The organism is Streptomyces sp. NPDC050315 (assembly GCF_040655775.1).
GTDB lineage: Bacteria > Actinomycetota > Actinomycetes > Streptomycetales > Streptomycetaceae > Streptomyces.
The window spans coordinates 580,236-606,722 of sequence record NZ_JBFAKN010000006.1; the positions used below are offsets into that span (position 1 = coordinate 580,236).

25 protein-coding genes are annotated in these 26,487 nt (G+C 71.3%); 19 read left to right on the forward strand and 6 right to left on the reverse strand.

Going from position 1 to position 26,487, the window contains the following annotated elements:
- The first annotated feature begins 291 nt into the window (after positions 1 to 291).
- Genes dnaK through AB0I82_RS24925 form a run of 4 tightly spaced genes read left to right on the forward strand, consistent with a single transcriptional unit; the run spans position 292 to position 4,468 of the window.
- Complete coding sequence (gene dnaK, locus AB0I82_RS24910; protein WP_363259553.1) at positions 292 to 2,148, forward strand: molecular chaperone DnaK; 1,857 nt, start codon at positions 292 to 294, stop codon at positions 2,146 to 2,148.
- Positions 2,145 to 2,789 carry a nucleotide exchange factor GrpE gene (grpE, locus tag AB0I82_RS24915; RefSeq protein ID WP_363259554.1) on the forward strand — a complete coding sequence of 215 codons (645 nt, stop codon included), beginning with the start codon at positions 2,145 to 2,147 and terminating at the stop codon, positions 2,787 to 2,789. Before dnaK ends, grpE begins: the two co-directional genes overlap by 4 nt.
- A 39-nt stretch (positions 2,790 to 2,828) precedes the next feature.
- A complete protein-coding gene (dnaJ, locus tag AB0I82_RS24920) occupies positions 2,829 to 4,007 on the forward strand; it encodes a molecular chaperone DnaJ (RefSeq protein ID WP_363259555.1) in 1,179 nt (392 codons plus the stop codon).
- Between the two features lie 2 nt (positions 4,008 to 4,009).
- The gene (locus AB0I82_RS24925; protein ID WP_363259662.1) at positions 4,010 to 4,468 is read left to right on the forward strand and encodes a helix-turn-helix domain-containing protein; all 459 of its coding nucleotides are present in this window, start codon (positions 4,010 to 4,012) and stop codon (positions 4,466 to 4,468) included.
- A 28-nt stretch (positions 4,469 to 4,496) separates the two neighbouring features.
- Here AB0I82_RS24925 and AB0I82_RS24930 read toward each other — a convergent pair whose 3' ends face one another.
- The 4 genes from AB0I82_RS24930 to AB0I82_RS24945 all read right to left on the reverse strand — a co-directional run bounded on the left by AB0I82_RS24930 (position 4,497) and on the right by AB0I82_RS24945 (position 6,265).
- Positions 4,497 to 4,901, reverse strand: coding sequence for a hypothetical protein (locus tag AB0I82_RS24930; protein ID WP_030259113.1), 405 nt, complete (start codon positions 4,899 to 4,901; stop codon positions 4,497 to 4,499).
- A gap of 22 nt (positions 4,902 to 4,923) precedes the next feature.
- Positions 4,924 to 5,154: a hypothetical protein gene (locus AB0I82_RS24935; protein ID WP_363259556.1), complete on the reverse strand. Its 231-nt coding sequence runs from the start codon at positions 5,152 to 5,154 to the stop codon at positions 4,924 to 4,926.
- An 86-nt stretch (positions 5,155 to 5,240) separates the two neighbouring features.
- Positions 5,241 to 5,645, reverse strand: coding sequence for a PPOX class F420-dependent oxidoreductase (locus tag AB0I82_RS24940; protein ID WP_363259557.1), 405 nt, complete (start codon positions 5,643 to 5,645; stop codon positions 5,241 to 5,243).
- Between the two features lie 38 nt (positions 5,646 to 5,683).
- Positions 5,684 to 6,265: a Uma2 family endonuclease gene (locus AB0I82_RS24945; protein ID WP_363259558.1), complete on the reverse strand. Its 582-nt coding sequence runs from the start codon at positions 6,263 to 6,265 to the stop codon at positions 5,684 to 5,686.
- Between the two features lie 249 nt (positions 6,266 to 6,514).
- Between AB0I82_RS24945 and clpB the strand changes: the two genes are divergently transcribed.
- Entirely contained in the window at positions 6,515 to 9,157 is a 2,643-nt protein-coding gene (gene clpB / locus AB0I82_RS24950) for an ATP-dependent chaperone ClpB (protein WP_363259559.1), read from the forward strand.
- 105 nt (positions 9,158 to 9,262) lie between these two features.
- Complete coding sequence (locus AB0I82_RS24955) at positions 9,263 to 9,793, forward strand: YbjN domain-containing protein (protein WP_363259560.1); 531 nt, start codon at positions 9,263 to 9,265, stop codon at positions 9,791 to 9,793.
- A 114-nt stretch (positions 9,794 to 9,907) separates the two neighbouring features.
- Here AB0I82_RS24955 and AB0I82_RS24960 read toward each other — a convergent pair whose 3' ends face one another.
- Positions 9,908 to 11,077, reverse strand: coding sequence for a pyridoxal phosphate-dependent aminotransferase (locus AB0I82_RS24960; RefSeq protein ID WP_363259561.1), 1,170 nt, complete (start codon positions 11,075 to 11,077; stop codon positions 9,908 to 9,910).
- A 737-nt stretch (positions 11,078 to 11,814) separates the two neighbouring features.
- On the opposite strand from AB0I82_RS24960, the gene AB0I82_RS24965 reads away from it, so the two are divergent.
- The 13 genes from AB0I82_RS24965 to AB0I82_RS25025 all read left to right on the forward strand — a co-directional run bounded on the left by AB0I82_RS24965 (position 11,815) and on the right by AB0I82_RS25025 (position 25,239).
- Positions 11,815 to 12,333, forward strand: coding sequence for a DUF2617 family protein (locus AB0I82_RS24965; protein WP_363259562.1), 519 nt, complete (start codon positions 11,815 to 11,817; stop codon positions 12,331 to 12,333).
- 98 nt (positions 12,334 to 12,431) lie between these two features.
- Positions 12,432 to 14,063 (forward strand): polyamine aminopropyltransferase, encoded by a 1,632-nt coding sequence (locus tag AB0I82_RS24970; RefSeq protein ID WP_363259564.1) that lies wholly within the window; start codon positions 12,432 to 12,434, stop codon positions 14,061 to 14,063.
- 108 nt (positions 14,064 to 14,171) lie between these two features.
- Entirely contained in the window at positions 14,172 to 15,236 is a 1,065-nt protein-coding gene (locus AB0I82_RS24975) for an SRPBCC domain-containing protein (RefSeq protein ID WP_363259565.1), read from the forward strand.
- Positions 15,237 to 15,292: 56 nt separating this feature from the next.
- A complete protein-coding gene (locus AB0I82_RS24980) occupies positions 15,293 to 16,144 on the forward strand; it encodes an aldose 1-epimerase (protein WP_363259566.1) in 852 nt (283 codons plus the stop codon).
- Positions 16,145 to 16,165: 21 nt separating this feature from the next.
- Positions 16,166 to 16,708, forward strand: a complete 543-nt coding sequence (pyrE, locus tag AB0I82_RS24985) for an orotate phosphoribosyltransferase (protein ID WP_030259085.1) — start codon at positions 16,166 to 16,168, stop codon at positions 16,706 to 16,708.
- A 228-nt stretch (positions 16,709 to 16,936) separates the two neighbouring features.
- Complete coding sequence (fbaA, locus tag AB0I82_RS24990; RefSeq protein ID WP_363259567.1) at positions 16,937 to 17,959, forward strand: class II fructose-bisphosphate aldolase; 1,023 nt, start codon at positions 16,937 to 16,939, stop codon at positions 17,957 to 17,959.
- A 164-nt stretch (positions 17,960 to 18,123) separates the two neighbouring features.
- Positions 18,124 to 18,537, forward strand: a complete 414-nt coding sequence (locus tag AB0I82_RS24995; protein WP_030259077.1) for a DUF3151 domain-containing protein — start codon at positions 18,124 to 18,126, stop codon at positions 18,535 to 18,537.
- 233 nt (positions 18,538 to 18,770) lie between these two features.
- Complete coding sequence (locus AB0I82_RS25000; RefSeq protein ID WP_363259568.1) at positions 18,771 to 19,679, forward strand: tryptophan 2,3-dioxygenase family protein; 909 nt, start codon at positions 18,771 to 18,773, stop codon at positions 19,677 to 19,679.
- Positions 19,672 to 21,153: a kynureninase gene (kynU, locus tag AB0I82_RS25005; protein ID WP_363259569.1), complete on the forward strand. Its 1,482-nt coding sequence runs from the start codon at positions 19,672 to 19,674 to the stop codon at positions 21,151 to 21,153. The genes AB0I82_RS25000 and kynU overlap by 8 nt, the downstream gene beginning before the upstream one ends.
- Positions 21,150 to 21,923, forward strand: a complete 774-nt coding sequence (locus AB0I82_RS25010) for an alpha/beta hydrolase (RefSeq protein ID WP_363259570.1) — start codon at positions 21,150 to 21,152, stop codon at positions 21,921 to 21,923. Before kynU ends, AB0I82_RS25010 begins: the two co-directional genes overlap by 4 nt.
- 33 nt (positions 21,924 to 21,956) lie before the next feature.
- Positions 21,957 to 23,171 (forward strand): cytochrome P450, encoded by a 1,215-nt coding sequence (locus tag AB0I82_RS25015; protein ID WP_363259572.1) that lies wholly within the window; start codon positions 21,957 to 21,959, stop codon positions 23,169 to 23,171.
- A gap of 83 nt (positions 23,172 to 23,254) precedes the next feature.
- Complete coding sequence (locus tag AB0I82_RS25020) at positions 23,255 to 24,586, forward strand: histidine kinase (protein WP_363259573.1); 1,332 nt, start codon at positions 23,255 to 23,257, stop codon at positions 24,584 to 24,586.
- Complete coding sequence (locus AB0I82_RS25025) at positions 24,583 to 25,239, forward strand: response regulator transcription factor (protein WP_363259574.1); 657 nt, start codon at positions 24,583 to 24,585, stop codon at positions 25,237 to 25,239. Before AB0I82_RS25020 ends, AB0I82_RS25025 begins: the two co-directional genes overlap by 4 nt.
- 59 nt (positions 25,240 to 25,298) lie before the next feature.
- Here the strand turns inward: AB0I82_RS25025 and AB0I82_RS25030 are convergent, their stop codons facing one another.
- Complete coding sequence (locus AB0I82_RS25030) at positions 25,299 to 26,258, reverse strand: hypothetical protein (protein WP_363259575.1); 960 nt, start codon at positions 26,256 to 26,258, stop codon at positions 25,299 to 25,301.
- Positions 26,259 to 26,487 lie beyond the last annotated feature (229 nt).

Here is a 26,487-nt window from a genome sequence, read left to right on the forward strand (position 1 = left end):
GCTGAGGGTGGCCTAACGGTGTCGTACCGCCTCTACCGCTCGCGTGCGCGCGACACGCCGGGGATGCGGCGGTCGCCCATGAGGGGGAGGGTGGGGGTGTCGATGACGTGTCTGCCGTACCCCCGGCGTTCCCTCTCCCGGCCTGCCTTACCGCTGTGACCTGCGGAAATATCGCGCTGCGCAGATCTTCCGCAGGAGAGTTGAGTGAGCTTGGCTCAGGTCCTTTGACAGGGGCGGATCTCTGGTGCACCCTTGAGCCAGTTCCACTCAATGTCAGCTGGAGGAATCGAAATGGCACGTGCGGTCGGCATCGACCTGGGCACGACGAACTCCGTCGTCAGTGTTCTCGAAGGCGGTGAGCCCACCGTCATCACCAACGCCGAGGGCGCCAGGACCACGCCGTCCGTCGTCGCTTTCGCCAAGAACGGTGAAGTGCTCGTCGGCGAGGTCGCGAAGCGCCAGGCGGTCACGAACGTCGACAGGACCATCCGGTCGGTCAAGCGCCACATGGGCACCGACTGGAAGGTGGACATCGACGACAAGAGCTTCAACCCGCAGCAGATCTCCGCGTTCATCCTGCAGAAGCTGAAGCGGGACGCGGAGTCCTACCTCGGCGAGAAGGTCGCGGACGCGGTCATCACCGTTCCGGCGTACTTCAACGACTCCGAGCGGCAGGCCACCAAGGAGGCCGGCGAGATCGCGGGCCTGAACGTCCTGCGCATCGTCAACGAGCCCACCTCCGCGGCGCTGGCGTACGGCCTGGAGAAGGACGACCAGACCATCCTGGTCTTCGACCTCGGTGGCGGTACCTTCGACGTCTCGCTGCTGGAGATCGGCGACGGCGTCGTCGAGGTGAAGGCGACCAACGGCGACAACCAGCTCGGTGGTGACGACTGGGACCAGCGCGTCGTCGACTACCTGGTCAAGCAGTTCCAGAACGGCCACGGCGTCGACCTGTCCAAGGACAAGATGGCGCTCCAGCGCCTGCGCGAGGCCGCTGAGAAGGCGAAGATCGAGCTGTCGTCCTCCACCGAGACGACGATCAACCTTCCCTACATCACCGCCTCGGCCGAGGGCCCGCTGCACCTGGACGAGAAGCTCACGCGCTCGCAGTTCCAGCAGCTCACCAGCGACCTGCTCGACCGCTGCAAGACCCCGTTCCACAACGTCATCAAGGACGCCGGCATCCAGCTGTCCGAGATCGACCACGTGGTCCTGGTCGGCGGTTCGACCCGTATGCCGGCCGTCGCCGAGCTCGTCAAGGAGCTGACCGGCGGCAAGGACGCCAACAAGGGCGTCAACCCGGACGAGGTCGTCGCCATCGGCGCGTCGCTGCAGGCCGGTGTCCTCAAGGGTGAGGTCAAGGACGTTCTGCTCCTCGACGTGACCCCGCTGTCCCTCGGTATCGAGACCAAGGGCGGCATCATGACCAAGCTCATCGAGCGGAACACGACGATCCCGACCAAGCGTTCGGAGATCTTCACCACCGCCGAGGACAACCAGCCCTCCGTGCAGATCCAGGTCTACCAGGGCGAGCGCGAGATCGCGGCGTACAACAAGAAGCTCGGCATGTTCGAGCTGACCGGTCTGCCGCCGGCCCCGCGTGGCGTCCCGCAGATCGAGGTCTCCTTCGACATCGACGCCAACGGCATCATGCACGTGACCGCGAAGGACCTGGGCACGGGCAAGGAGCAGAAGATGACCGTCACCGGCGGCTCTTCGCTGCCGAAGGACGAGGTCGACCGCATGCGCGAGGAGGCCGAGCGCTACGCGGACGAGGACCACAAGCGCCGCGAGGCCGCCGAGACGCGCAACCAGGGCGAGCAGCTCGTCTACCAGACGGAGAAGTTCCTCAAGGACAACGAGGAGAAGGTCCCCGCCGAGGTGAAGACCGAGGTCGAGACCGCCGTCGGCGAGCTGAAGGAGAAGCTCAAGGGCGAGGACACGGCCGAGATCCGTACGGCCACCGAGAAGGTCGCCGCCGTCTCGCAGAAGCTGGGCCAGGCCATGTACGCCGACGCCCAGGGCGCTGCGGGTGCCGAGGGCGCCGCGGGTGCCGCCGGTGGCGAGCAGGCCAAGGCCGAGGACGATGTCGTCGACGCCGAGATCGTGGACGACGAGAAGGACAAGAAGGACGGTGCCGCGTGACGGAGGAGACCCCGGGCTTTGACGAGAAGCCTGACGTCCCCTCTGACGCCGCAGCCCCTGACGATGCGGCGCAGGGCGCCGGGTCCGCCGACAAGGCGGGCCCGGCCCCGGCCGGGGACGCGAGCCAGGACGCCGGTCTGGTGGCCCAGCTGGACCAGGTGCGCACCGCGCTCAATGAGCGCACCGCGGACCTCCAGCGGCTCCAGGCCGAGTACCAGAACTACCGCCGGCGGGTGGAGCGGGACCGGGTGACGGTCAAGGAGATCGCCGCGGCGAACCTCCTGTCCGAGCTCCTGCCGGTCCTCGACGACATCGGCCGGGCCCGTGAACACGGTGAGCTGGTCGGCGGCTTCAAGTCGGTCGGCGAGTCGGTGGAGACGGTCGTGGCCAAGCTCGGCCTGCAGCAGTTCGGCAAGGAGGGCGAGCCCTTCGACCCGACGATCCACGAGGCGCTCATGCACTCGTACGCACCGGACGTCACGGAAACGACGTGCGTTGCGATCCTGCAGCCGGGGTATCGGATCGGCGAGCGAACGATTCGCCCCGCGCGGGTCGCGGTCGCCGAGCCCCAGCCGGGGGCCCAGGCCGCCAAGTCCGAGGAGAAGTCGGACGAGGAGAGCGGTGGCCCGGACGAGGGCTGACGTGAGAAGCAGGACAGTACGGGAGGAGGGACGTCGGGGATGAGCACCAAGGACTTCGTCGAGAAGGACTACTACAAGGTCCTCGGCGTCCCGAAGGACGCCACGGACGCCGAGATCAAGAAGGCGTACCGCAAGCTGGCCCGGGAGAACCACCCGGACGCGAACAAGGGCGACACCAAGGCCGAGGAGCGCTTCAAGGAGATCTCCGAGGCGAACGACGTCCTGGGCGACCCCAAGCGCCGCAAGGAGTACGACGACGCGCGGGCGCTGTTCGGCAACGGCGGCTTCCGTCCGGGGCCCGGCGGCGCCGGCGGCGGCAGCTTCAACTTCGACCTGGGTGACCTCTTCGGGGGCGCACAGGGCGGAGCGGGCGCCGGCGGCTTCGGCGGTGGCCTCGGGGACGTCTTCGGCGGCCTGTTCAACAGGGGCGGCGGCGCGGGCACGCGTACGCAGCCCCGCCGCGGCCAGGACATCGAGTCCGAGGTGACGCTCAGCTTCACCGAGGCGGTGGACGGGGCCACGGTCCCGCTGCGGATGTCCAGCCCGGCGCCCTGCAAGGCGTGTTCGGGCACCGGCGACAAGAACGGCACCCCGCGGGTCTGCCCGACCTGCGTGGGTACGGGGCAGGTCAGCCGGGGCGCGGGCGGCGGCTTCTCGCTCACCGACCCGTGCGCCGACTGCAAGGGCCGCGGCCTGATCGCCGAGGACCCGTGCGAGGTGTGCAAGGGCAGCGGGCGCGCGACGAGTTCGCGCACGATGCAGGTGCGCATTCCCGCGGGCGTCTCGGACGGGCAGCGGATCCGGCTGCGCGGCAAGGGCGCTCCGGGCGAGCGCGGCGGGCCCAACGGCGATCTGTACGTCGTCGTGCACGTCGACGCGCACCCGGTGTTCGGCCGCAAGGGCGACAACCTCACCGTCACCGTGCCGGTCACCTTCCCGGAGGCCGCGCTCGGCGGCGAGGTGAAGGTCCCGACCCTGGGCGGGCCGCCGGTCACCCTGAAGGTCCCGGCCGGCACGCCGAACGGCCGGACGATGCGGGCCCGCGGCAAGGGCGCGGCGCGCAAGGACGGCACCCGGGGCGACCTCCTGGTCACCATCGAGGTGGTCGTGCCCAAGGACCTCGACGACAAGGCGCGTGCGTCGCTGGAGGCGTATCGCGAGGCGACCGCGGGTGAGGACCCGCGATCGAAGCTCTACCAGGCCGCGAAGGGAGCTTGATGATGGACAGCCGGGGCGGGCGTCGCAGTCGTAACCCCTATGAACTGACCGACGAGTCGCCGGTGTACGTCATCTCCGTCGCGGCTCAGCTCTCCGGCCTGCACCCGCAGACGCTGCGTCAGTACGACCGGCTCGGCCTGGTCTCACCGGACCGTACGGCCGGGCGCGGTCGGCGCTATTCGGCCCGCGACATCGAGCTGCTCCGCCAGGTGCAGCAGCTGTCGCAGAACGAGGGCATCAACCTCGCGGGCATCAAGCGCATCATCGAGCTGGAGAATCAGGTCGCGGCGCTCCAGCAGCGGGTCGCCGAGCTGCAGAGCGCGGTGGAGGGCGCCGCCGCCGCGATCCAGCAGCGGGAGGCGGCGGTGCACGCCAGCTACCGCCGGGACCTGGTGCCCTATCAGGACGTGCAGCAGACCAGCGCGCTGGTCGTGTGGCGCCCGAAGCGGACGACCGAGTAAGGGCTCGCTCTCAGCAGCAGTTGCGCTCTCAGCAGCCGTTGTAGCCGGCCGTCGGCATCGACAGCCGGCGGTGCACGTGGGACTTCATCGCCGCGGTGTAGACCGGCTCGGCGAGGTCGGCGGTCTCCAGCCGGACGCCGGCCGCGACGCACCGGGCGGTGAATTCTTCGGCGGAGTCGACGGCGTTCTCCAGGGCGCGGCGGTTCGGCACGACGAAGACATCGACCAGGCCCGCCTCCACGTCCTGCCACAGGGCGCAGTGGTCGGCGCGCAGGTGATGCAGGCTCAGCCGCCAGGTGAGGCGGTAGTCGCGGTCCGCGGCCCACTGCGAGCACATTTCGTGCTGGCGGCGGTCGTCGACCAGGAACGGATCGTCGTCCAGCTCGGACAGCGGCATCAAGCACGCGATGGCCGTCACTCGCACCGCATTCATCGTGCCCCCCGGGACCTGAGGTCTAGACACAGGCTCTGACGACTGTGGGGGTGACGATACCGCTGCCGGCGGAGCGGGGCGGCGACGCGGTGCCGGGTGGCGAGGCGTAGCCGCAGGCGTGGCAGATCTTCCATCCGTCCTGGTTGACGGCGAGCAGGCCGCCGCAGCGTGGGCAGGACTCGGCGCGGGGGTGCGGATCAGGAGGCGTGGAGGCGATTCCGTACGCGCTGCTGGTGTGCGTTACTGACCTCATTCGGCCTCCAGCTGACGTCTTCGGTCCGGAAAGGACCACATCCTGGGCGGACCCGGTCACCCATCGCGCCGGTCACCCACGGACGGTCATGCCCGCCCGAGCATCTTCGTCACCCGGATCTCGATGACCACGCGCTCGGGGTTGGGCCGAGGGTGTCGTTCGTACCGCACCGCGTACCGGGCCTCCGCGTCCCGTACGTCCGCCTCGGACGTACGCACCGTCGCCAGCCCCTCCAGCGTGGCCCACCGCCGGCCCTGCAGCTGGCACACCGCGACGCGCGCCCCGCCGTCTCCCCTGGCCAGGACGTTGCGGACCTTGGTGCTGCCCTTGCTCGTGATGATCCGGGCCAGGCCCTGCTCGTGGTCGTACGTCACCCCCACCGGCACGACGTGCGGCGTCCCGTCCGGCCGCAGGGTGGTCAGGGTGCACACATGCCGCTCACGCCAGAAGGCGAGGTACTCGGGGTCGGGGTTCCGCAGATCTTGAGCCATGCCCCGCACGATACGGCGTGCCTCTGCGGGCCCGCCGGTCAGAGGAAGTCCGACGTGTCCAGGTCGAAGGAGAAGGGGGCGGGGAGGGGGAGGGGTTTGCCGAAGGACACCGTTTGGATCCCGTCGTAGTCCCCGTCAGCCGGTTCACTGAACAGCGTGACCGTGGACTTGTCCCGATCGACGAGGAGATACAGCGGGATGGCCGCGCGTGCATAGCCTCGGCGTTTGGGGCCGCGGTCTTTGCCGGGCTTGCTCGATGTCACCTCGATGACCATGGCGACGCCGTCGCTGGGCATCCACGGGGGAGCACCCCGGAAGAGGCGCAGCGAACGCGGGGCGATGGTGGCGTCCGGGATCACGTGATCGTCGGGATGGTCCTCCGCGCCGGGGAGGACGAGCCCCTTATAGCCGGAGATCTGCATGGCGGTGGCGGACTCCCGCACCACCTGTGCGTAGAGGATGCTCAGGTAGTCCTCGTGATCGCCGTCCGTCGGTGGTGACACAACGATCTCCCCCTCGATGAACTCAGGTCGGAATCCCACGGGAGTCTCCAGCCTGAGGAAGTAGTCCAGGAGGGTTTCTTCGTCGCTGGCCATCGGCTCGTGTGCCATAGCCGTCATGCTGCACCTCCCTGTCGTGGAAGGCCAGCATGGCGGGCCAGAGCCCCCGACTGAGCTGATGATCGGGGTGGATCACCCGCACGAGTGGAGTGGGTCGACGGCGGGAACCCAGGCGCAGCGGGCGATGAAGGGCGGCGTTTTGGGCTTGAGTGGAATAGACTCAACTTATTGCACGTTGGTCTGAGCAGGAATGGGCGGAACCGCCTGTGAGACCGTACGGCCACCCAGTACGAGGAGGAGCGCGAGCACGTGGACGCCGAGCTGACCAACAAGAGCCGGGAGGCGCTGAGCGCCGCCAATGAGCGGGCCGTGACCGCGGGCAACGCGGACATGACGGCGGCCCATCTGCTGCTCGCGCTGCTCGCCGGGCAGGACAACGAGAACATCACGGACCTGCTGGCCGCCGTCGGCGCGGACGCCGCGGCGCTGCGCTCCGGGGCCGAGCGGCGGGTCGCCGCGCTGCCCAGCATCCAGGGCTCGACCGTCGCCCCGCCGCAGCCCGACCGCGAGCTGCTCGCCGTGATAGCGGACGCCTCGCAGCGCGCCAAGGAACTGGGCGACGACTACATCTCCACCGAGCACCTGCTCATCGGCATCGCCGCGAAGGGCGGGGCCACCGGCGAGCTGCTGGACAAGCAGGGCGCCTCCGCCAAGAAGCTGCTGGACGCCTTCGAGAAGGCGCGCGGTGGCCAGCGGGTCACCAACCCCGACCCCGAGGGCACGTACAAGGCGCTGGAGAAGTTCGGTACGGACTTCACCGCGGCCGCGCGCGAGGGCAAGCTCGACCCGGTCATCGGCCGGGATCAGGAGATCCGGCGGGTGGTGCAGGTGCTCTCGCGGCGGACGAAGAACAACCCGGTGCTGATCGGTGAGCCCGGCGTCGGCAAGACCGCCGTGGTCGAGGGGCTGGCCCAGCGCATCGTGAAGGGCGACGTGCCCGAGTCGCTGCGCGACAAGCGGCTGGTCGCGCTGGATCTCGGCGCGATGGTCGCGGGCGCGAAGTACCGCGGTGAGTTCGAGGAGCGGCTGAAGACCGTTCTGGCGGAGATCAAGTCCAGTGACGGCCAGATCATTACGTTCATCGACGAGCTGCACACCGTGGTGGGGGCCGGTGCCGGCGGGGACTCCGCGATGGACGCGGGGAACATGCTCAAGCCCATGCTCGCCCGCGGTGAGCTGCGGATGGTCGGCGCGACCACGCTCGATGAGTACCGCGAGCGGATCGAGAAGGACCCCGCGCTGGAGCGGCGCTTCCAGCAGGTGCTGGTGGCCGAGCCGACCGTGGAGGACACGGTCGCGATCCTGCGCGGCCTCAAGGGCCGGTACGAGGCGCACCACAAGGTGCAGATCGCGGACTCCGCGCTGGTCGCCGCCGCCACCCTCTCCGACCGGTACATCACCTCCCGCTTCCTGCCCGACAAGGCCATCGACCTGGTGGATGAGTCGGCTTCGCGGCTCCGTATGGAGATCGATTCGTCTCCGGTGGAGATCGATGAGTTGCAGCGGTCCGTGGACCGGCTGCGCATGGAGGAGCTGGCGCTCAAGAACGAGACCGATGCCGGCTCCGTGCAGCGCCTGGAGAAGCTGCGGAAGGACCTCGCGGACAAGGAAGAAGAGCTGCGCGGGCTGACCGCACGCTGGGAGAAGGAGAAGCAGGGCCTGAACCGCCTCGGTGAGCTGAAGGAGAAGCTCGACGAGCTGCGCGGCCAGGCCGAGCGCGCCCAGCGCGACGGCGACTTCGACACCGCCTCCAAGCTGCTGTACGGGGAGATCCCCGGGCTGGAGCGGGAGTTGGACGAGGCCGCGGCGGCCGAGGCCGAGCAGGAGGCGTCCAAGGAGTCGATGGTCAAGGAGGAGGTGGGCCCGGACGACATCGCGGACGTGGTCGCCTCCTGGACCGGCATTCCGGCAGGGCGTCTGCTGGAGGGCGAGACCCAGAAGCTGCTGCGCATGGAGGACGAGCTGGGCAAGCGGCTGATCGGGCAGACCGAGGCCGTGCGCGCGGTGTCGGACGCGGTGCGCCGTACGCGGGCCGGGATCGCCGACCCCGACCGCCCGACCGGCTCGTTCCTCTTCCTCGGCCCGACCGGCGTCGGCAAGACCGAGCTGGCCAAGGCGCTCGCCGACTTCCTCTTCGACGACGAGCGAGCGATGGTCCGCATCGACATGAGCGAGTACGGCGAGAAGCACTCCGTGGCCCGGCTGGTCGGCGCGCCTCCCGGCTACGTCGGGTACGAGGAGGGCGGCCAGCTCACCGAGGCCGTCCGCCGCCGCCCGTACAGCGTCGTGCTGCTGGACGAGGTGGAGAAGGCCCACCACGAGGTCTTCGACATCCTGCTCCAGGTGCTGGACGACGGCCGGCTCACCGACGGCCAGGGCCGGACGGTGGACTTCCGGAACACCATCCTGATCCTGACCTCCAACCTCGGCTCCACCTTCCTGATGGATCCGCTGCTGAAGGAGGAGCAGAAGAAGGAGAAGGTGCTGGAGACGGTCCGCTCCGCCTTCCGCCCGGAGTTCCTGAACCGGCTGGACGACACGGTGGTCTTCCACCCGCTCGGCACGGACCAGCTGGAGCGGATCGCGCAGATCCAGATCGCGCACCTGCAGAAGCGGCTCGCCGACCGGCGGCTGACCCTGGACGTCTCGGACGCGGCGCTGACCTGGCTGGCATGGCTGGGCCAGGAGCCGGTGATCGACAAGCCGGAGCAGTCGCAGCCGGACCTGTCGTACGGCGCCCGCCCGCTGCGCCGCCTCGTGCAGACCGCCATCGGCGATCAGCTCGCCCGGGCGATCCTGGCGGGCGACGTCCGCGACGGCGACACCGTACGGGTGGACGTGGCCGGCGACCACCTTTCGGTGACGGCGGAGCGGGAGCCGGCCGCGGTCTGACCCCGTCCTTCGCTGTACGCGGAGCTCCCGACCCGCCCCGTCCGCTTGCCAGGACGGGGCGGGTGTGGGGGAGGATGGCGGAGACCATACGAAGGGACTTCCACGGTGACTATCGACCCGTCCTCGATTCCGAATTTCGGGGGCCAGCCCGAACCGCAGCCGACGGGGCCGGAGGGGCCCATCGTTCCTGACCAGGACCTGGTCAAGCAGCTTCTGGACCAGATGGAGCTGAAGTACGTCGTCGACGACGAGGGCGACCTCGCCGCCCCGTGGGAGCAGTTCCGCACGTACTTCATGTTCCGGGGCGAGGAGGAGCAGCAGATCTTCTCCGTCCGGACGTTCTACGACCGCCCGCACGGCATCGAGCTCAAGCCGAAGCTGCTGGAGGCGATCGACGACTGGAACCGCCGCACCCTGTGGCCCAAGGCGTACACCCACACCCACGACGACGGCACGGTCCGTCTGATCGGTGAGGCATCGATGCTGGTCGGCACCGGTGTCTCGCTGGAGCACTTCGTCTCCAGCACGGTCAGCTGGATCCGCGCGTCCATTGAGTTCGACAAGTGGCTCGTCGAGCAGCTCGGCCTGGAGGCCGACATCGACGGCGACACGAAGAAGCCCGACGACGAGGCGTGAGCCCGTTACGACGGTTCTGCGGAAGGGCCCCGGAGCGCTGTGCTCCGGGGCCCTTCCGTATGCGGACACCCCGCCAAGTGGGCTGCCCCGTTGTTCTTTGTCGGGCCTGCCGCCTCACAGCCGCTGGAGCCGTGCCACCGCGTCCCGCAGTACCTCCTCCTTCTTGCAGAAGGCGAAGCGGACGAGGCTGCGGCCGGCCTCCTTGTCGTCGTAGAAGACGGAGTTCGGTACGGCGACCACGCCGCAGCGTTCGGGGAGGCCGAGGCAGAAGGCCAGGCCGTCCTTTTCGCCCAGGGCCGTGATGTCGGTGGTGACGAAGTACGTTCCGCTCGGGCGGAAGACCTGGAAGCCGGCCTCCGTCAGTCCGTCGGACAGGATGTCCCGCTTGCGGCGCAGGTCCTCCCGCAGCCCGTGGAAGTAGTCGTCCGGCAGCGCGAGCGCCTCGGCGACCGCGTACTGGAAGGGGCCCGCGGAGACGTAGGTGAGGAACTGCTTGGCGGAGCGGACCGCGCCGACCAGCTCGGGTGTGCCGGTGATCCAGCCGACCTTCCAGCCGGTGAAGGAGAAGGTCTTACCGGCGCTGCCGATGGTCACCGTGCGCTCGCGCATCCCGGGGAAGGACGCCATCGGCACGTGCTCGCCTTCGAACACCAGGTGTTCGTAGACCTCGTCCGTGACGACGAGAAGGTCGCGCTCGCAGGCCAGTTCGGCGATGGTGGCCAGCTCGTCGCGGCTGAGCACGGTGCCGGTGGGGTTGTGCGGGGTGTTGAGGAGGATGAGGCGGGTGCGGTCGGTGACGGCGTCGCGCAGCTCGTCCAGGTCGAGGCAGTAGGACGCGTCCGCCGGCGAGGGCCGCAGGGTGACCGGCACGCGCTTGGCGCCGGCCAGCGCGATGCACGCGGCGTACGAGTCGTAGTACGGCTCCAGCGCGATGACCTCGTCACCGGGCTCCAGCAGGGCGAGGAGCGAGGCGGCGATGGCCTCGGTGGCGCCCGCGGTGACCAGGACCTCGGTGTCGGGGTCGTACGGCAGGCCGTACCAGCGCTGTTGGTGCGCGGCGACGGCCGTGCGCAGCTCCGGAATGCCGGGTCCCGGCGGGTACTGGTTGCCGCGGCCGTCGCGCAGGGCGCGCACCGCCGCTTCGCGGACCTCTTCGGGGCCGTCGGTGTCGGGGAATCCCTGGCCGAGGTTGATCGCGCCGGTCCGTACGGCGAGCGCGGACATCTCGGCGAAGATCGTCGTGCCGAATTCGGCGAGGCGGCGGTTGAGCAGCGGTCGTCCCATGGCCGCCATCCTCCGCCGAACCTCTGGAGTTCCTCAACTCCGCTTTTGACACCGGCGGGGCCGGGCATGTGACCCGCACGCAAGAACCGAAACACGGGGGTGAGACGCATGACCGGCGTTGTAATTTTCCTGGTGATCTGTGCCTTTGTCGCGGCCTCGGTCTGGATGGCGCGGACGGCCGCGGCCAATGAGTCGCCGAAGGGCCGCAAGAAGAGCAAGTGGTCCCCGGGCAGCTCCGGGAGCGCCTCGGGGGGCAGCTGGTGGGCCGGTGACGGGGGGACGGGCGGCGGCCATCACGGCGGCTCGTCCTGCGGCGGGGGTTCGTCCTGCGGTGGCAGCTCGTCCTGTGGCGGCGGTGGTGGCGGTGGCTGCGGTGGTGGCGGAGGCGGTGGTTCCTGAGCCGATCCCCCGCGCGTCCCGAGGCGGACACGCACTGGTGCGGCACGGAACATGCAATCGGCCCATGACTTGACGCATATGCGCCTGGCGGTTCTCAACAGCCGCCAGGCGCATGCCTGTTGAACAACTGAACTGAGAGGCCCTCTGAGGGATGGAAACCCCACGAAGATGGGTAAAAAGGCTGTGGGCCCCGCGAGTTTCATGATTCCCTCTCTTGTGAGAATCCACCAGTTCTCGGACCCCACGTGGTCACGAGCCGGCAGCCGGTAAGTCGTATCCCTGGTCCTCCTCCGGGGCGGGCCGGCCCACCATCCACTGCGTGCTTGCGGAGCCGACCCATGCTCACCACCATCAAGACCGCCTACACCGACACCCGCGCGGCCGACCTGGCCTGGGCACTCGGCCGCGAGCCGCTGCCCGCACTCGCCGTCCTCGACCTGCAACTGGACGACGTAAAAGTCCAGTTGAGGCTGCTCGGCGCCTCGCACCAAGTGCTCCTGGAGGAGGAGAGCGGCAGCTGCTCGGAGACCGTGGCGTGCATGCCCGGCAGCAGCACCCCGCTACCGCTCGGTGTGGCGAAACGCATCGGCGACTGGGAGTACGAATTCGCCGCCCATGTGGAGACGCTCTCCCGCGGCTCGTTCGCGGGCCGGGCACAGGAATTGCTCGCACTGGTGGCCGAGCATCCGTACGGACTCGCCGGCACCTTCCCCGGCGCGCCGCACGCGTTCACCGCGATGCTTGCGCAACGGGAGTGCGGCCAGGTGCGCTGGCGTACTTGGCACGCCTACCCCCAGGAGGGCCGGCTGGTGGCGACCCGTACGAGGGTCGGAGTGCGGGCGGTGGCGGCGCTGTGAGCGGGAGCGCGGAAGCGCCCCGGTGTCGTCCCCGCGTGCAGCCAATACGCTCTTGTGGGTGACGAAGCGCGACACGGCCTTCACGTAGCGTTCGCAACATGATCGATCCGCCAGCGGCCCTCACCTCCGGCCCCCGCAAGCCGCCGGAGATCGTCAGGCCGGGGTCGCCGGAGCCCCCGCGGCTGCCGGTGCCGGCCGGGCTCGGCAGGCTGTTCGTGCTCGCCGTCGTCTTCCTCTGCGCCGCCTGCGGACTGGTGTACGAACTGGAGCTGGTCGCCCTCTCCTCCTACCTGGTCGGCGACTCCGTGACCCAGGCGTCCGTGGTGCTCTCCGTGATGGTCTTCGCGATGGGCGTCGGCTCGCTGCTGGCCAAGCGGCTGCGCTGCCGGGCCGCGGTCGCCTTCGGCGCGGTCGAGGCGGCGCTGGCCCTGGCCGGCGGGGTCTCGGCGATGGCGCTGTACGCGTGCTTCGCGTGGTTCGGCCAGTCCCGGCCCGCGCTCGTCGGCTTCTCGCTGGTGATCGGCGTGCTCATCGGCGCCGAGGTACCGCTGTTGATGACGCTCATCCAGCGCATCCGCAATCAGGACGCGGGCGGCGCGGTCGCCGACCTCTTCGCCGCGGACTACGTGGGTGCCCTGGTCGGCGGCCTCGCCTTCCCCTTCCTGCTGCTGCCGATGCTCGGCCAGCTGACGGGCGCGCTGGTCACGGGCGGGGTGAACGCGGTCGCGGGCGGCGTGCTCGTCCTCGGGCTGTTCCGCCGCGACCTCTCCATACGGGCGCGCTGGTCTCTGCTGGCGGCCAATGCGCTCGTCCTCGTGCTCCTCGCCGCGTGCACGGTGCTGGCGGGGCCCTTCGAGGGGGCCGCGCGCAAGGCGGTGTACGGCACGGGGGCGCGGGTCGCCGTCCGGACGGACGTACAGGAAATCGTGCTGACCGGCGGTACGGGCTTCGGGCACGCGGGCCGGGGCGCCGGGCGCTCCGAGGCACCGCTCGCGCTCTATCTGGACGGGCGGCTGCGGGTCAGCGCGCGGGACGAGTTCCGCTACCACGAAGCGCTGGTCCACCCGGCGATGGCGGGCGGGCCGCACGGCCGGGTGCTGGTGCTCGGCGGCGGCGACGGCCTCGCCGCGCGCGAGCTGCTGCGCTACCCCGACGTCGATTCGGTCACCGTCGTCGAGCGCGACAGCGGCCTGGTCCGGCTGGCCCGCACCGACCCCGGCCTCGCCCGGCTGAACCGCCGGTCGCTCGACGATCCGCGGGTCCGCGTGGTGACCGCCGACGCCTTCGACTGGCTGCGCCGGGACGCCCGGCACGAGGTGCGCAGGGACGGCCCGTACGACGTGGTCCTCGCCGACCTGCCCGACCCCCACCTCACCGCCGGCACCAAGCTGTACTCCCAGGAGTTCTACGGGCTCACGGCCCGGGCGCTGGCCGGGGGCGGGCGGCTCGCGGTGCACGCGGGCCCGCCGGGCGCCCGGCCGCGCAGCTTCTGGACGGTCGAGGCGACGCTGCGCGCCGCGGGCCTGCGCACCGTGCCGTACCGGGGGCCGGGCGACCGGGGTTTCCTCCTGGCGGGGCGCGGCACGCCGTACCTGGGCCTCTCGCCCGCCGCGCCGCCGCTGCGCTCCCTGACCCCCGCCCTGCTCCGTTCCGGCCACCTCGCGCTGGCCCGTACGCGGCTGTCCGGCCTCCCGCCGTCGACGCTCGTGCATCCGCGGTACGGCGGATGAGCCGCGGGGCCGCGGTGGCCGCGGCGCATGGCCCGGACGGTGACGGTATGCGGAGAAAGTTGTGCGGGAGCGGGCACGGGGCGGGGCCCGCTGGGTAGGCTCCGATTCATGGAGCACGAGGTGTACGTTCCGTTTCCCGTCGGCACGGTGCGGCAGGCGCTCGCCGAGCCGGAGCGCCTGGCCCGCTGCGTCCCGGGCGCCCAACTCGACGCGGACGCCGCCCCCGGGGTTCCGGAGGGCCGGCTGCGGCTGCGGATCGGCGGCTCCACCATCACTTACCGCGGGTCGCTGCGGGTGACTCCGCGCGAGGGCGAGACCGACGCCTTCGACGCCGCGGCGCACGGCACGGAGGTGCGCGGCGACGGCCTCGCCGAGCTGGACCTGATCGTCCGGGTGGCGCCCGACGAGGGCGGCAAGGGGACGACGCTGTCCTGTACCGCGGCCGTGCGCGCCGAGGGCCGGCTCGCGGAGGCCTCCGAGGACGCCGCCCGTACGGCGGGCCGCCGCCTCCTGGAGCGCTTCGCCACGACCCTCACCGACGACCTGACGACGAATCCGGTCGCGGGGCAGCAGGGCGGACCGGACGCGGCAGCGGGACCGACCACCGCGGTGGACGGCCTGGCGGTACTCGCCGCGGGGCCGGCCGAAGCCGGGACGGCCGGGGAACGGGGCGCCGCGGGCCTCGAAGACGAGGATCCGGAAGCCGAGGGCCTGGATGACGATGTCCTGGACGACGCGGGCCTGGACGACGAGGGTCAGGATGAGGCCGGGCTGGAGGGCGCGGGCCTGAAGGAGGCGGGCGCCGAGGACGATCCGGCCGATGTCATCGGTACGGACGACGACGACACCGACGAGGTGGACGGCGCCGATGACCTCGCGGAGCGGTCCGGCGTCTTCGGGACCGAGATCCCGCCGTCCTCGCTGGACCCGCTCGCCGAGGACGACCTGGGCATCCCGGCCGAGCCGCCCGCCGAGGCCGCGCACGCGCGCCGCACGATGATCGGCCGCAGCGCGGAGGAGGTGGACCACGCCCCGCCGCGCGGTCGTTACGCCCCCGTGCCCGCGCCCGAGACGTCCACCGCCTCGGCCACGCTCCGCTGGGCCGCGCCCGCGGCCGCCGTGGTGCTCGCCTCCGCCGTGGTGGTCGGCCGGGCGCTGCGCCGCCGCCGCTGACGCCGGGCCAGCGTGCCCGGGCCGTCGCGCCCGTGCCGCACCGTTAAGGTCGATCCGTGAGCACTGAGAACCCCGCAGAGCCCGCCCGCAAGCCGCGCGTGGCGCGTACGGTACGGCTGGCCGCCGGCCACACCGAAGTGGCCGTCCGCCCGGACAACGGCTGCCGCATCGAGAGCCTCCGGATCGGCGGCACGGAACTGCTCCGGCAGGGACCCAAGTACGGCTGCTTCCCGATGGTGCCGTGGTGCGGCCGGATCGAGAACGGCCGGTTCCGCAACGGCTCCGAGACGCATCAGATGCCGCTCAACTCCCCGCCGCACGCCATCCACGGCAACGGCCGCAACCTCTCCTGGCGCACCGCCCGCACGACCGGTACCACCGCGGCCTTCACGTACGACCTGGACGACCCGGCCGCCCCCTGGCCGTACCCGGGCAAGGTCACCCAGCTGGTGGAGCTGGCCGAGGACGGCGGGTCGCTGACCCTCAGCATGGGCGTCGAGACGTACGACGACTCCTTTCCGGCCCAGGCCGGCTGGCACCCGTGGTTCCTCCGCGACCTCGGCGACGGCGGCGAGGGCGTACGCATCGACTTCGACCCCGAGTGGCAGGAGGAGCGCGGCGAGGACCATCTCCCGACGGGCCGGCGTATCGACCCCCGTCCCGGCCCCTGGGACGACTGCTTCGGCATGCCGATGGGCGTCGACGTGACGCTGACCTGGCCGGGCCGCCTGGAGCTGAAGGTCACCAGCCGCGCGGAGTGGGTGGTCGTGTACGACGAGCAGGAGGCGGCCGTGTGCGTGGAGCCGCAGTCCGGCCCGCCCAACGGCCTCAACACCCACCCGCGCCTGGTCACCCCCATCGACCCGCTGGAGATCTCCACGACGTGGACGTGGCGCACCCTCTCATGAGGTCCTATTAGGCTCGTGCGCATGAGTGACGACGTGCGCGGCGAGCTGCTGCAGCAGATCAAGGACAAGGCCGTGGTGCACGGCAAGGTGACGCTTTCCTCCGGCAAGGAAGCCGATTACTACATCGACCTGCGCCGGATCACCCTGGACGCCGAGGCCGCGCCGCTGGTCGGCCAGGTGATGCTGGACGCCACCGCCGACCTCGACTACGACGCGGTCGGCGGGCTCACGCTCGGCGCCGACCCGGTCGCGACCTCGATGCTGCACGCCGCCGCCGCGCGCGGTCGGAAGCTGGACGCCTTCGTGGTCCGCAAGGCCCAGAAGACGCATGGCATGCAGCGCCGCATCGAGGGCCCGGACATCAAGGGCCGCCGCGTGCTGGTCGTCGAGGACACCTCCACCACCGGTGGCTCGCCGCTGACCGCCGTCGAGGCGGCCCGCGAGGCGGGTGCCGAGGTCGTCGCCGTCGCCACGATCGTCGACCGCGGTGCCGAGTCGGCCATCGCCGACGCGGGCCTGAAGTACATCACCGGCTACCGGCTCACCGACCTGGATCTCGCCTGAGAGATCGGGCGCGTCGGGCGGGGGCTCCGGCCCTCACCGCCTTGACCAGCTCTTTCGCCAAGGGGCGGGCTGTTTCACGTGAAACAGCCCGCCCCTTGCGCCGTCCGGGTGGAAGCGCGATGTGGAGGTATCCGGCAAGTCTGGGAAGATGGGCCGCGACGATGACGTCGCCCCCCTGGTCAGGGCCCAGAACGTACCCGGTACCCGCACATCACAAGGAGCGGACAGATGCCCATCGCAACCCCCGAGATCTACAACGAGATGCTCGACCGGGCGAAGGCAGGCAAGTTCGCCTACCCGGCCATCAACGTGACCTCGACGCAGACCCTGCACGCGGCCCTGCGTGGTTTCGCCGAGGCCGAGAGCGACGGCATCATCCAGATCTCCACCGGTGGTGCGGAGTTCCTGGGCGGCCAGTACAACAAGGACATGGTGACCGGCGCCGTCGCCCTGGCCGAGTTCGCGCACGTCGTGGCCGCGAAGTACGACATCACCGTCGCGCTGCACACCGACCACTGCCCCAAGGACAAGCTGGACGGCTACGTCCGCCCGCTGATCGACATCTCCGCCGAGCGCGTGGCCAAGGGCCAGAACCCGCTCTTCCAGTCGCACATGTGGGACGGCTCGGCCGAGACCCTCGCCGACAACCTGGAGATCGGCCAGGAGCTGCTCGCCAAGGCCGCCGCCGCGAAGATCATCCTCGAGGTCGAGATCACCCCGACCGGTGGCGAGGAGGACGGCGTCACCCACGAGATCAACGACGAGCTGTACACCACCGTCGACGACGCGCTGCGCACCGCCGAGGCGCTGGGCCTGGGCGAGAAGGGCCGCTACCTGCTCGCCGCCTCCTTCGGCAACGTGCACGGCGTCTACAAGCCGGGCAACGTCGTCCTCCGCCCCGAGCTCCTCAAGGACCTCCAGGAGGGCGTCGGCGCCAAGTACGGCAAGGCTGCCCCGTTCGACTTCGTCTTCCACGGCGGCTCCGGCTCCACCGAGCAGGAGATCGCCACCGCGCTGGAGAACGGCGTCGTGAAGATGAACCTGGACACCGACACCCAGTACGCCTTCACCCGCCCGGTCGCGGACCACATGTTCCGCAACTACGACGGCGTTCTGAAGGTCGACGGCGAGGTCGGCAACAAGAAGACCTACGACCCGCGCAGCTGGGGCAAGCTGGCCGAGGCCGGCATGGCCAAGCGCGTCACCGAGGCGTGCGCCAACCTGCGCTCCACGGGCACCAAGATCAAGTAACTCTGCCGCGCGCTGCATCGGCGCACGCAGAGCAGCCGGAGGGCCCCGTACGCATCAGATCACGCGTACGGGGCCCTCCGCGCGCGTGCCCGGTCCTCCGTGCGCCCGGCCGAAGGGCCACCGCCGGGGCGCCACGGGCCGCGAGGACCAGGCAGACTTGAACCATGGCCATTCACGAGAACCTGCTCGGGGGACCGCCCCCGACCCATCTGCCCGACGACCCGGAGCCCCGCGAGCTGCTCGCGGCGGGCACCGCACCGGCCGACGTCGCCGCGAAGTACCCGGCGTCCTCGCTGGTCTGGGCGCAGCTGGCGGACGACGCCTTCCAGGCCGGCCGTACCGTCGAGTCGTACGCGTACGCCCGTACCGGCTACCACCGCGGCCTGGACGCGCTGCGCCGGGCCGGCTGGAAGGGCCATGGCCCGGTCCCGTTCGAGCACGAGCCGAACCGCGGCTTCCTGCGGGCCCTGCACGCACTCGCCCGCGCCGCCCAGGCGATCGGCGAGCAGGAGGAGTACGAGCGCTGCACGGCGTTCCTCCGCGAGTCCTCGCCGACCGCGGCCGACACGCTCTCCTGAGGGAAGCCCCCCACCGAAATGACCGCTCAGGGCCGGCCGGCCGTTGTGTTCCGGCCGGTCCTGAGCCGTTGGAGGGCCTCCGGGTCGGCCGGGTCGGCCCTTGCCAAACCCCGGCGAGTTGCGGAAGATGCGCAACAGGTCCGGTGAGCCGGGCCTGACGAGGGGACCGGGGCTCCGATGCCGACAGGAAGGGGCGGACCGCTACCCGGAGGCATGCATCACGAGGAGTTCTGATGTCGCACTCGTCATCAGCGTCCCAGGCGTCCCCGTCCCCGGAGCCGGCTGCGCAGCCGGCGCCGAGCTGCCCGTTCGGGCAGGCGGAGGCGGACCCGAACCTGGACTTCAAGGGCACCACGCCGTACGAGGACTACGTACAGGCCGAGATGCTCACCCACGCCCAGCACCTGCTCTCCGACGATCCCGGAGAGATGGCGTTCCTGGTGACCACCCAGGTCATGGAGCTGTGGTTCACCGTCATCGTCCACGAGTGGCACACCGCCGCGCAGGCCCTGCGCAGTGAGGACCTGCCCACCGCGATGGACGCGCTGCGCCGCTCCACGTACGAGCTGGAGGCGCTGAACGCCGCGTGGAAGCCGCTGGCCCGGCTGACCCCGGAGCAGTTCAACGCCTATCGCGGGGCGCTCGGCGAGGGCTCCGGCTTCCAGTCCGCGATGTACCGGCGGCTGGAGTTCCTGCTCGGCGAGAAGTCCGCGTCGATGCTCGTCCCGCACCGCGGCGCGCCCCGCGAGCACGCCGAGCTGGAGAAGGCGCTGCACGAGCCGAGCCTGTGGGACGAGGTGCTGCGGCTGCTGGACCGCCGGGGGTACGCGATCCCGGTGTCCGTACTGCACCGAGACCCCACGCTCAAGTACGAGCCGCACCCGGCCGTCGAGACGGCCTGGGCGGAGATCTACGCGGGCGACCCGGCACGCGACCCGGAGAGCGAGCTGGTCCGGCTGGGTGAGGCCCTCACGGATGTCGCCGAACTGGTCTGGCGATGGCGTAATGATCACCTGGTGGCGACCCGCCGCGCGATGGGCGCGAAGCGGGGGACGGGTGGTTCGGCCGGGGTGGCCTGGCTGGAGAAGCGGGCCAGCAAAAACGTCTTTCCCGAGCTGTGGACGGCCCGCAGCCATGTCTGAGCGGTCAGCCCCGTCCGAAGGGGCACTCGGAGCGGAGCGGCCGCTCACGACCGAGCGAAGCGGCCAGGTCCGCGCGGAGGGTGACAACGAGGTGCAGCCGAACGAGAGCGCCGATGCCGGCGTGTCCACCGAGAGAATCGATACTTCTGCCGAGGGCGGCGCGCTGACCGCCCGCAGCGTCGCCGCGGCCGTCGTCCGCGACGACCTCGCCGCCCGGGCCGCCCAGCTCGACGCCGAGGACCCGCTGCGCGGCAAGCGCGCGGAATTCGTGCTCGACGAGGCGGTCTACCTCGACGGCAACTCGCTCGGCGCGCTGCCGCAGGCGGTCCCCGAGCGGGTCCGCGAGGTCGTCGCCCGCGAGTGGGGCGAGCTGCGCATCCGCTCCTGGACGGAATCCGGCTGGTGGACCGCGCCCGAGCGGATCGGCGACCGCATCGCCCCGCTCCTCGGCGCGGCCCCCGGACAGGTCGTGGTCGGCGACTCCACCAGCGTGAACATCTTCAAGGCGCTGGTCGCCGCGGTCCGCATGGCCGACGAGACCGGCCCGGCGGTGGACGGCGTCCCCCGGGACGAGATCCTGGTCGACGCCGCGACCTTCCCGACCGACGGCTACATCGCGCAGTCCGTGGCCCGGCTGACCGGCCGCACGCTGCGCCCGGTGGAGGCGGGCAAGATCCCCTCCGAGGTGTCGGACCGTACCGCCGCCGCGCTGGTCAACCACGTCGACTACCGCTCCGGCCGGCTCAACGACCTGTCCGGCATCACCGCCGCGCTGCACGCAGCGGGCGCGCTCGCCGTCTGGGACCTGTGCCACAGCGCGGGCGCGCTGCCGGTCGGCCTGGACGCGCACGGCGTCGACCTCGCGGTGGGCTGCACGTACAAGTACCTCAACGGCGGCCCCGGTGCGCCCGCGTACCTGTACGTACGCGCCGAGCACCAGCCGCGCTTCGACTCCCCGCTCCCCGGCTGGAACTCGCACGCCGAACCCTTCGGCATGGACCCCGAGTACGTACCGGCGCCGGGCATCGAACGCGCCCGGGTCGGCACGCCGGACATCCTGTCGCTGCTCGCCCTGGAGGCCGCGCTGGAGGTCTGGGAAGGCGTGGCCATCGAGGACGTACGGGCCAAGAGCCTCGCGCTGAGCGACTTCTTCCTGGAGTGCGTGCGGGCGTATGTGCCGCGCGGCCGGGTGCGGTCGGTGACGCCGGAGCCGCACGACGAGCGCGGCAGCCAGGTCGCGCTGGAGTGCGCGGGGGCCGGTGAGGTGATGGGCGAGCTGATCCGGCACGGCGTGATCGGCGACTTCCGCCACACCGACGTGCTGCGTTTCGGTTTCACCCCGCTCTACACGTCCTTCGCGGACGCGGAGCGCGCGGCCCGCGTCCTCGCGGAGGTCGTGGCGTACGTACCGGGCGACGGCAGCGCGTCGGCGGTCGCGGCGGGCGCGGCGGAACAGGGAATGGGCACGGTATGAGCGGCGCGGTGGCGGACGAAGAGGAGGCCGCGCTGCTGGCCTGCGCGCCCGTACCGCCGGACGGCCGCATCACGTACGGCGACCACCCCGACCAGGTGGTCGACCTGTACCGGCCGCCGGGGGCGCCGCGCGGCCCGATGGTCGTGCTGCTGCACGGCGGCTTCTGGCGGGTGGCCTACGACCGTACGCACCTCTCACCGCTCGCCGCCGCGCTGGCCCAGGAGGGCCTGCCGGTCGCCCTCGCGGAGTACCGACGGGCCGGCGGAGGCGGTGGCTTCCCGGAAACGTTCAACGATGTGACGAACGCGGTACGGGTCGCTGCCGCCGAGGCCGGCGAGGACGCTTCCGTGGTCCTCGCCGGGCACTCCGCCGGCGGCCACCTGGCACTCTGGGCGGCCGCCCGGCCGGGCCCGGGCACCGCGGCCGTTGCCATCGCCCCGGTCGCCGACCTCGCCCGCGCCCATGAACTCCGGCTCAGTGGGGGCGCGGTGGCGGAGTTCCTGGCCGTCGAGGCCGAGGGGCCGGGGGAGTCGGCGGAACGTATCGCCGAGGTCGACCCCGTACGGCTGCCGCCCCGCGTACCGGTGACGGTGCTGCACGGTACGGACGACCCCGATGTACCGGTCGAGCTGTCGCGGTGGTACGTCGCGGCGCATCGCGGCACCGGCGCGCCCACCTTGCGTGAGCTGCCCGGCGTCGGGCACTACGCGGCCGTCACCCCGGGTACGGCGGCGTACGGAGCCCTGGTGACGGCGCTGCGGAACCCCTGACGAACGACGGGTGACCGGCGGTACCGTCCCTCCATGCCAGCCGCAGCCGCATTCCAGCCCTGGTCACCCGAGTTCGTCGCCGACCCCTGGCCCGGCTTCGCCGAGCTGCGCGACGCGGGCCGGGTGCACTACTTCCCGCCCAGCAACCAGTGGCTGATACCGCGGCACGCGGACGTCAGCGCGCTGCTGCGGGACCGCCGCCTCGGCCGTACATACCTGCACCGCTTCTCCCACGAGGAGTTCGGCCGTACTCCGCCGCCGCCCGCGCACGAGCCCTTCCATGTCCTCAACGACAACGGCCTGCTCGACCTGGAGCCGCCGGACCACACCCGCCTGCGCCGCCTGGTGTCGAAGGCCTTCACACCCCGCACGGTCGAGCAACTGACGCCTGTCATCGGCAAGTTGGTGAATTCCTTGGTCGGGGACTTCGTCGCGGCGGGCGGCGGCGACCTGCTGACCGCGATCGCCGAACCCCTGCCCGTCGCGGTCATCGCCGAAATGCTCGGCATCCCCGGGGCCGACCAGCCGCTGCTGCGCCCCTGGTCGGCCGCCATCTGCGGAATGTACGAGCTGAAGCCGGACGAGGAGACGGCACGCCGCGCGGTACAGGCGTCCCTCGAATTCTCCGCGTATCTGCGGGAACTGATCGCGGCCCGGCGGAAGTCGCCGGGCGAGGACCTGATCAGCGCCCTGATCGCGGCATACGACGAGGGCGACCGGCTGAACGAACAGGAGATGATCTCCACCTGTGTCCTGCTGCTCAACGCGGGCCACGAGGCGACGGTCAACACCACGGCCAACGGCTGGCTGGCCCTCTTCCGCCACCCCGGGCAACTGGCCGCGCTGCGCGCCGCACCGGACGCGCTGCTGCCGACCGCGGTCGAGGAACTGCTCCGGTACGCCACGCCGCTCCAGCTCTTCGAACGCTGGGTGCTGGACGACATCGAGATCGACGGCACGGTGATCCCGCGCGGCGCCGAGGTCGCCCTCCTCTTCGGCTCGGCCAACCGCGACCCGGCGGTCTTCGACCGGCCGGAGGAGCTGGACCTGTCCCGCACGGACAATCCGCACGTCTCCCTGGGCGCCGGCATCCACTACTGCCTGGGCGCCCCGCTCGCCCGCCTCGAACTGGCCGCCTCCTTCGGCGCCCTGCTGCGCGCCGCCCCCGCCCTCCGCCTCACTACGGAGCCGTCCTGGAAGCCGAACTTCGTGATCCGGGGGCTGGAGGAACTGCTGGTGGAGGTCTGACACACGTAGTACTTGAGACGGACCCGCACAGATCCCCACTGGGCCGGACGCCACCGCCCGCCCCCGTACATACCGTGGTAGGCGTGAACGAGACACCTCAGTACGTGAACGGCCCCGAAGCCCGGCTGGCGAGCGGCGCGCTCCGCGGCCTGCGCCAGGACCTGTTCACCCACGCCTTCGCCTTTCGTCCGCTGCCCCCGCTGGACGACGCGAAGGCGGCCGGCTGGGTGCCCTGGCTGCCGTCCCGGATCGGCCGGTGTCTGCGCTGGTTCCCGCACGCGGTCGTCATCGGCTTCGCCGCCTGCGTACTGCTGGCCGTCTCCGCCACGACGGGCGGCTACGGCCCGTCGTTGCTGGTACTGGTCTTCGGCGTACTCGTCGCGGGGCCGCCGGCGATGACGCTCGTGCGTCCGGTCGGGGCGTTCTGGGTGTCGCTGCTGGCCGTCTGCCTCGGGCTGGTGGCCGGTGACTCCTGGGAGGTCGCCTTCGTCGCTCACGTCGGGACGATGGTGCTGGTCGTCCTGCGTACCCGGCCGCGCCTCGCACCGGGGATGTGGGTGGTGACGTTCGCAGTCCTCGCGCCCGGGGTCGCGGTGGCGAGCGCCGACGGCGGGTCGGTGCTGGCGCCGCTGGCGGTGATGAGCGGGCTCGTCCTGCTGGCGGCCGCGGCGGTACGCGCCTGGCGCGAGGAGCGGCAGCAGGTCGTGGCGACCCGTACGGTCACCGCCGAGGAACGGTCGCGGCGCACCCTCCTGGAGGAGCGCGCGACCATCGCCCGCGAGCTGCACGATGTCGTCGCGCACCACATGTCGGTGATCGCCATTCAGGCGGAGGCCGCGCCGTACCGGGTGCAGGACACGCCACCCGAGCTGGCCACCGCCTTCTCGACGATCCGCGAGAACGCCGTGGCGGCACTCACCGAACTGCGGCGCATCCTGGGCGTCGTACGCTCCGAGGACCCGGACGCCTTCGCCGGTCCGGAGGCGCCGCAGCCGACCCTCGCCGATCTGGACGCGCTGCTGGAGAGCGTGCGCGGCGCGGGGCTGACCGTCGAGGCCGTGGTGACGGGGGCGGTACGGCCGCTGCCGCAGGGCGTGGAACTGTCGGCGTACCGCATCGTCCAGGAGGCGCTGAGCAACACGCTCCGGCACGCACCGGGTGCGGCGGCGCGGGTCGAAGTCGCGTACGTACTGGGCGGCCTGGGCCTCCGCATCGTCAACGGCCCACCGAACCGCCTGGCCAAGCCGTCCCCCGGCGCGGGCCACGGCGTCCTCGGCATGCACGAACGCGTCGGCATGCTCAACGGCGAGATGACCAACGGCGCCACGGACGACGGCGGATACGAGGTCGCCGTCTTCCTCCCGGCGGCAGCCCCCACCTCTACGGACACCTCTACGGAGAGGCCGCAAGCATGATCAAGGTCCTGATCGTCGACGACCAGGTCATGGTCCGCGAGGGCTTCTCCGTCCTCCTCAACGCGATGCCGGACATCGAAGTCGTGGGCGAGGCGGTGAACGGCCGCGACGCGGTCCACAAGGTCGCCGCGCTGCACCCGGACGTGGTCCTGATGGACATCCGCATGCCCGAAGTCAATGGCCTCGAAGCGACCCGCGAGATCGTCGCCGCCGACGCGGACGCCAAAGTGCTCGTGCTGACCACCTTCGACCTGGACGAGTACGTGTACCAAGCGCTCCGCGCCGGAGCCAGCGGCTTCCTCCTCAAGGACGCGTCCGCCGGACAGCTGGCAGATGGCGTGCGGGTCGTGGCGGCCGGTGAAGCGCTGCTCGCGCCGACCGTGACCAAGCGGCTGATCTCGGAGTTCTCCCGGCTGGGCGCGCCCCGGCCGCCCGCTCAGGAACGCATCGGTGAGCTCACGGAACGGGAGACGGAGGTCCTGGTACTGGTCGCCCAGGGCCTCTCGAACGGCGAGATCGCCGCCCACCTCGTCGTGGCCGAGTCCACGATCAAGACGCATGTGAGCCGCATCCTGGTGAAGCTCGGCCTCCGCGACCGCACCCAGGCCGCCGTCTTCGCTTACGAAGCCCGACTTGTCACCCCGGGTCTCTGAGGGGTCATTCGTTGTCCACAGCTTGTGGATAACGAATGCGCCCCCGCCCGGGCCCCGCCTCACGGAGCGTGAGAAGCGTCACCCCGGGGCAGCGTCAGCCGCCACGCCGCCGGCTGGACCGTCCACGTCCGCGTCCTGACCGGCCCGCCGATCACCGCGTCAGCGCGGTACCGGAAGTCCGGCCCGGAGACCGTCACGGCCCGCGCCCGTACTCGTACCGGCGCCTCCGTGGCCTGCCACTGCACGCTCACCTCGGCCAGCCCGTCGTGCTCCTGTACGGGATACGCAGCGCCGTCTCCCGGCGCCGCGCACTCCGAGGCCGTGCATCCGACAGGCGCGACCGACACCCGGTGCACCGGCCGGTCCAGATCCGCCAGTACGACGCCGTCCGCCTCCACGCGCAGCCGCGGCAGCACCCGGCCGTCGCGCCGCCCGCCGCCCGGAACGGGCGCCGTGAGCAGCGAGAGGGCCGCTCTGGCGGTCCGGGCGGCCGGGGCCCACCATGGGCGCTGCGCGGGCACCGCGGGCTCCTCAGCGGCCGTACGGACGGCTTGCGCGGGCTGCTCGGCCGGATCGCCGCCGGGGATGCGCAGGCCGCCCAGCACGATGCCGTCGCTGTCGTCGGCGAGCAGGTCGAGGGCGCGCTCCTGGCCGTCCAGGACGGCGCGCGCGGCGGTCACGGTGTCCGTGGGGACGCCCAGCGCCCGGCTCAGCGCGATGGCGGACGGCACCCCGACGGGCACCAGCGAGAGGGCCACGCGGGGCAGCTCGCGCTCCTTGTGGAGCAGCTCGACGGTGCGCAGGAGGGCGCGGTCGTCGCCGATCACCACGGGGCGGCGTTGCCCCCTTCGGGCGAGCACCCGGGCGAATTCCCCGGGGTCGTCCGGGAAGCAGATCTTCGTGGTCGCGGCCGCGCACAGGACGTCTCTGGCGATACGCACGGACTCGCCGTCCACACGGCGGGCGACCGGGTCGATGACCACGAGCAGGGAGCGCCCGGCAAGGTCTGGAGCCGACACCTCGGTCCTTCCTAGGGCTTGCGTTCTCTCGGGGAACGGACTCGGACGGGACGGGGACAAAACAGCCATAGCGGCCACCGCGGGCCCCCGTACCCCGGCGGTTGCCGGGTGCCCGGGACTGTCCTGTTCGTCGCCCGAGAGAAATATTCGGTAATCTCTCGGTGCAAGAGCCCCTGTCGTTGTTGCGTCAGGGGCTTCGTCTATCCGGGGCACCGGTTCGACGGCTCGC

Excerpts from the sequence above, each read along its gene's own strand:
- AB0I82_RS24995 (WP_030259077.1), top strand. The coding sequence starts at position 18,124 with ATGGCCATTCACGAGAACCTGCTCGGGGGACCGCCCCCGACCCATCTG.
- AB0I82_RS24930 (WP_030259113.1), bottom strand. The coding sequence starts at position 4,901 with ATGAATGCGGTGCGAGTGACGGCCATCGCGTGCTTGATGCCGCTGTCC.
- AB0I82_RS25015 (WP_363259572.1), top strand. The coding sequence starts at position 21,957 with ATGCCAGCCGCAGCCGCATTCCAGCCCTGGTCACCCGAGTTCGTCGCC.
- fbaA (WP_363259567.1), top strand. The coding sequence starts at position 16,937 with ATGCCCATCGCAACCCCCGAGATCTACAACGAGATGCTCGACCGGGCG.
- AB0I82_RS24965 (WP_363259562.1), top strand. The coding sequence starts at position 11,815 with ATGCTCACCACCATCAAGACCGCCTACACCGACACCCGCGCGGCCGAC.
- AB0I82_RS25000 (WP_363259568.1), top strand. The coding sequence starts at position 18,771 with ATGTCGCACTCGTCATCAGCGTCCCAGGCGTCCCCGTCCCCGGAGCCG.
- AB0I82_RS25025 (WP_363259574.1), top strand. The coding sequence starts at position 24,583 with ATGATCAAGGTCCTGATCGTCGACGACCAGGTCATGGTCCGCGAGGGC.
- AB0I82_RS24960 (WP_363259561.1), bottom strand. The coding sequence starts at position 11,077 with ATGGGACGACCGCTGCTCAACCGCCGCCTCGCCGAATTCGGCACGACG.
- AB0I82_RS24970 (WP_363259564.1), top strand. The coding sequence starts at position 12,432 with ATGATCGATCCGCCAGCGGCCCTCACCTCCGGCCCCCGCAAGCCGCCG.
- AB0I82_RS25010 (WP_363259570.1), top strand. The coding sequence starts at position 21,150 with ATGAGCGGCGCGGTGGCGGACGAAGAGGAGGCCGCGCTGCTGGCCTGC.
- kynU (WP_363259569.1), top strand. The coding sequence starts at position 19,672 with ATGTCTGAGCGGTCAGCCCCGTCCGAAGGGGCACTCGGAGCGGAGCGG.
- AB0I82_RS24935 (WP_363259556.1), bottom strand. The coding sequence starts at position 5,154 with ATGAGGTCAGTAACGCACACCAGCAGCGCGTACGGAATCGCCTCCACG.
- AB0I82_RS24975 (WP_363259565.1), top strand. The coding sequence starts at position 14,172 with ATGGAGCACGAGGTGTACGTTCCGTTTCCCGTCGGCACGGTGCGGCAG.
- AB0I82_RS24925 (WP_363259662.1), top strand. The coding sequence starts at position 4,010 with ATGGACAGCCGGGGCGGGCGTCGCAGTCGTAACCCCTATGAACTGACC.
- dnaJ (WP_363259555.1), top strand. The coding sequence starts at position 2,829 with ATGAGCACCAAGGACTTCGTCGAGAAGGACTACTACAAGGTCCTCGGC.
- pyrE (WP_030259085.1), top strand. The coding sequence starts at position 16,166 with ATGAGTGACGACGTGCGCGGCGAGCTGCTGCAGCAGATCAAGGACAAG.
- AB0I82_RS24940 (WP_363259557.1), bottom strand. The coding sequence starts at position 5,645 with ATGGCTCAAGATCTGCGGAACCCCGACCCCGAGTACCTCGCCTTCTGG.
- AB0I82_RS24945 (WP_363259558.1), bottom strand. The coding sequence starts at position 6,265 with ATGACGGCTATGGCACACGAGCCGATGGCCAGCGACGAAGAAACCCTC.
- dnaK (WP_363259553.1), top strand. The coding sequence starts at position 292 with ATGGCACGTGCGGTCGGCATCGACCTGGGCACGACGAACTCCGTCGTC.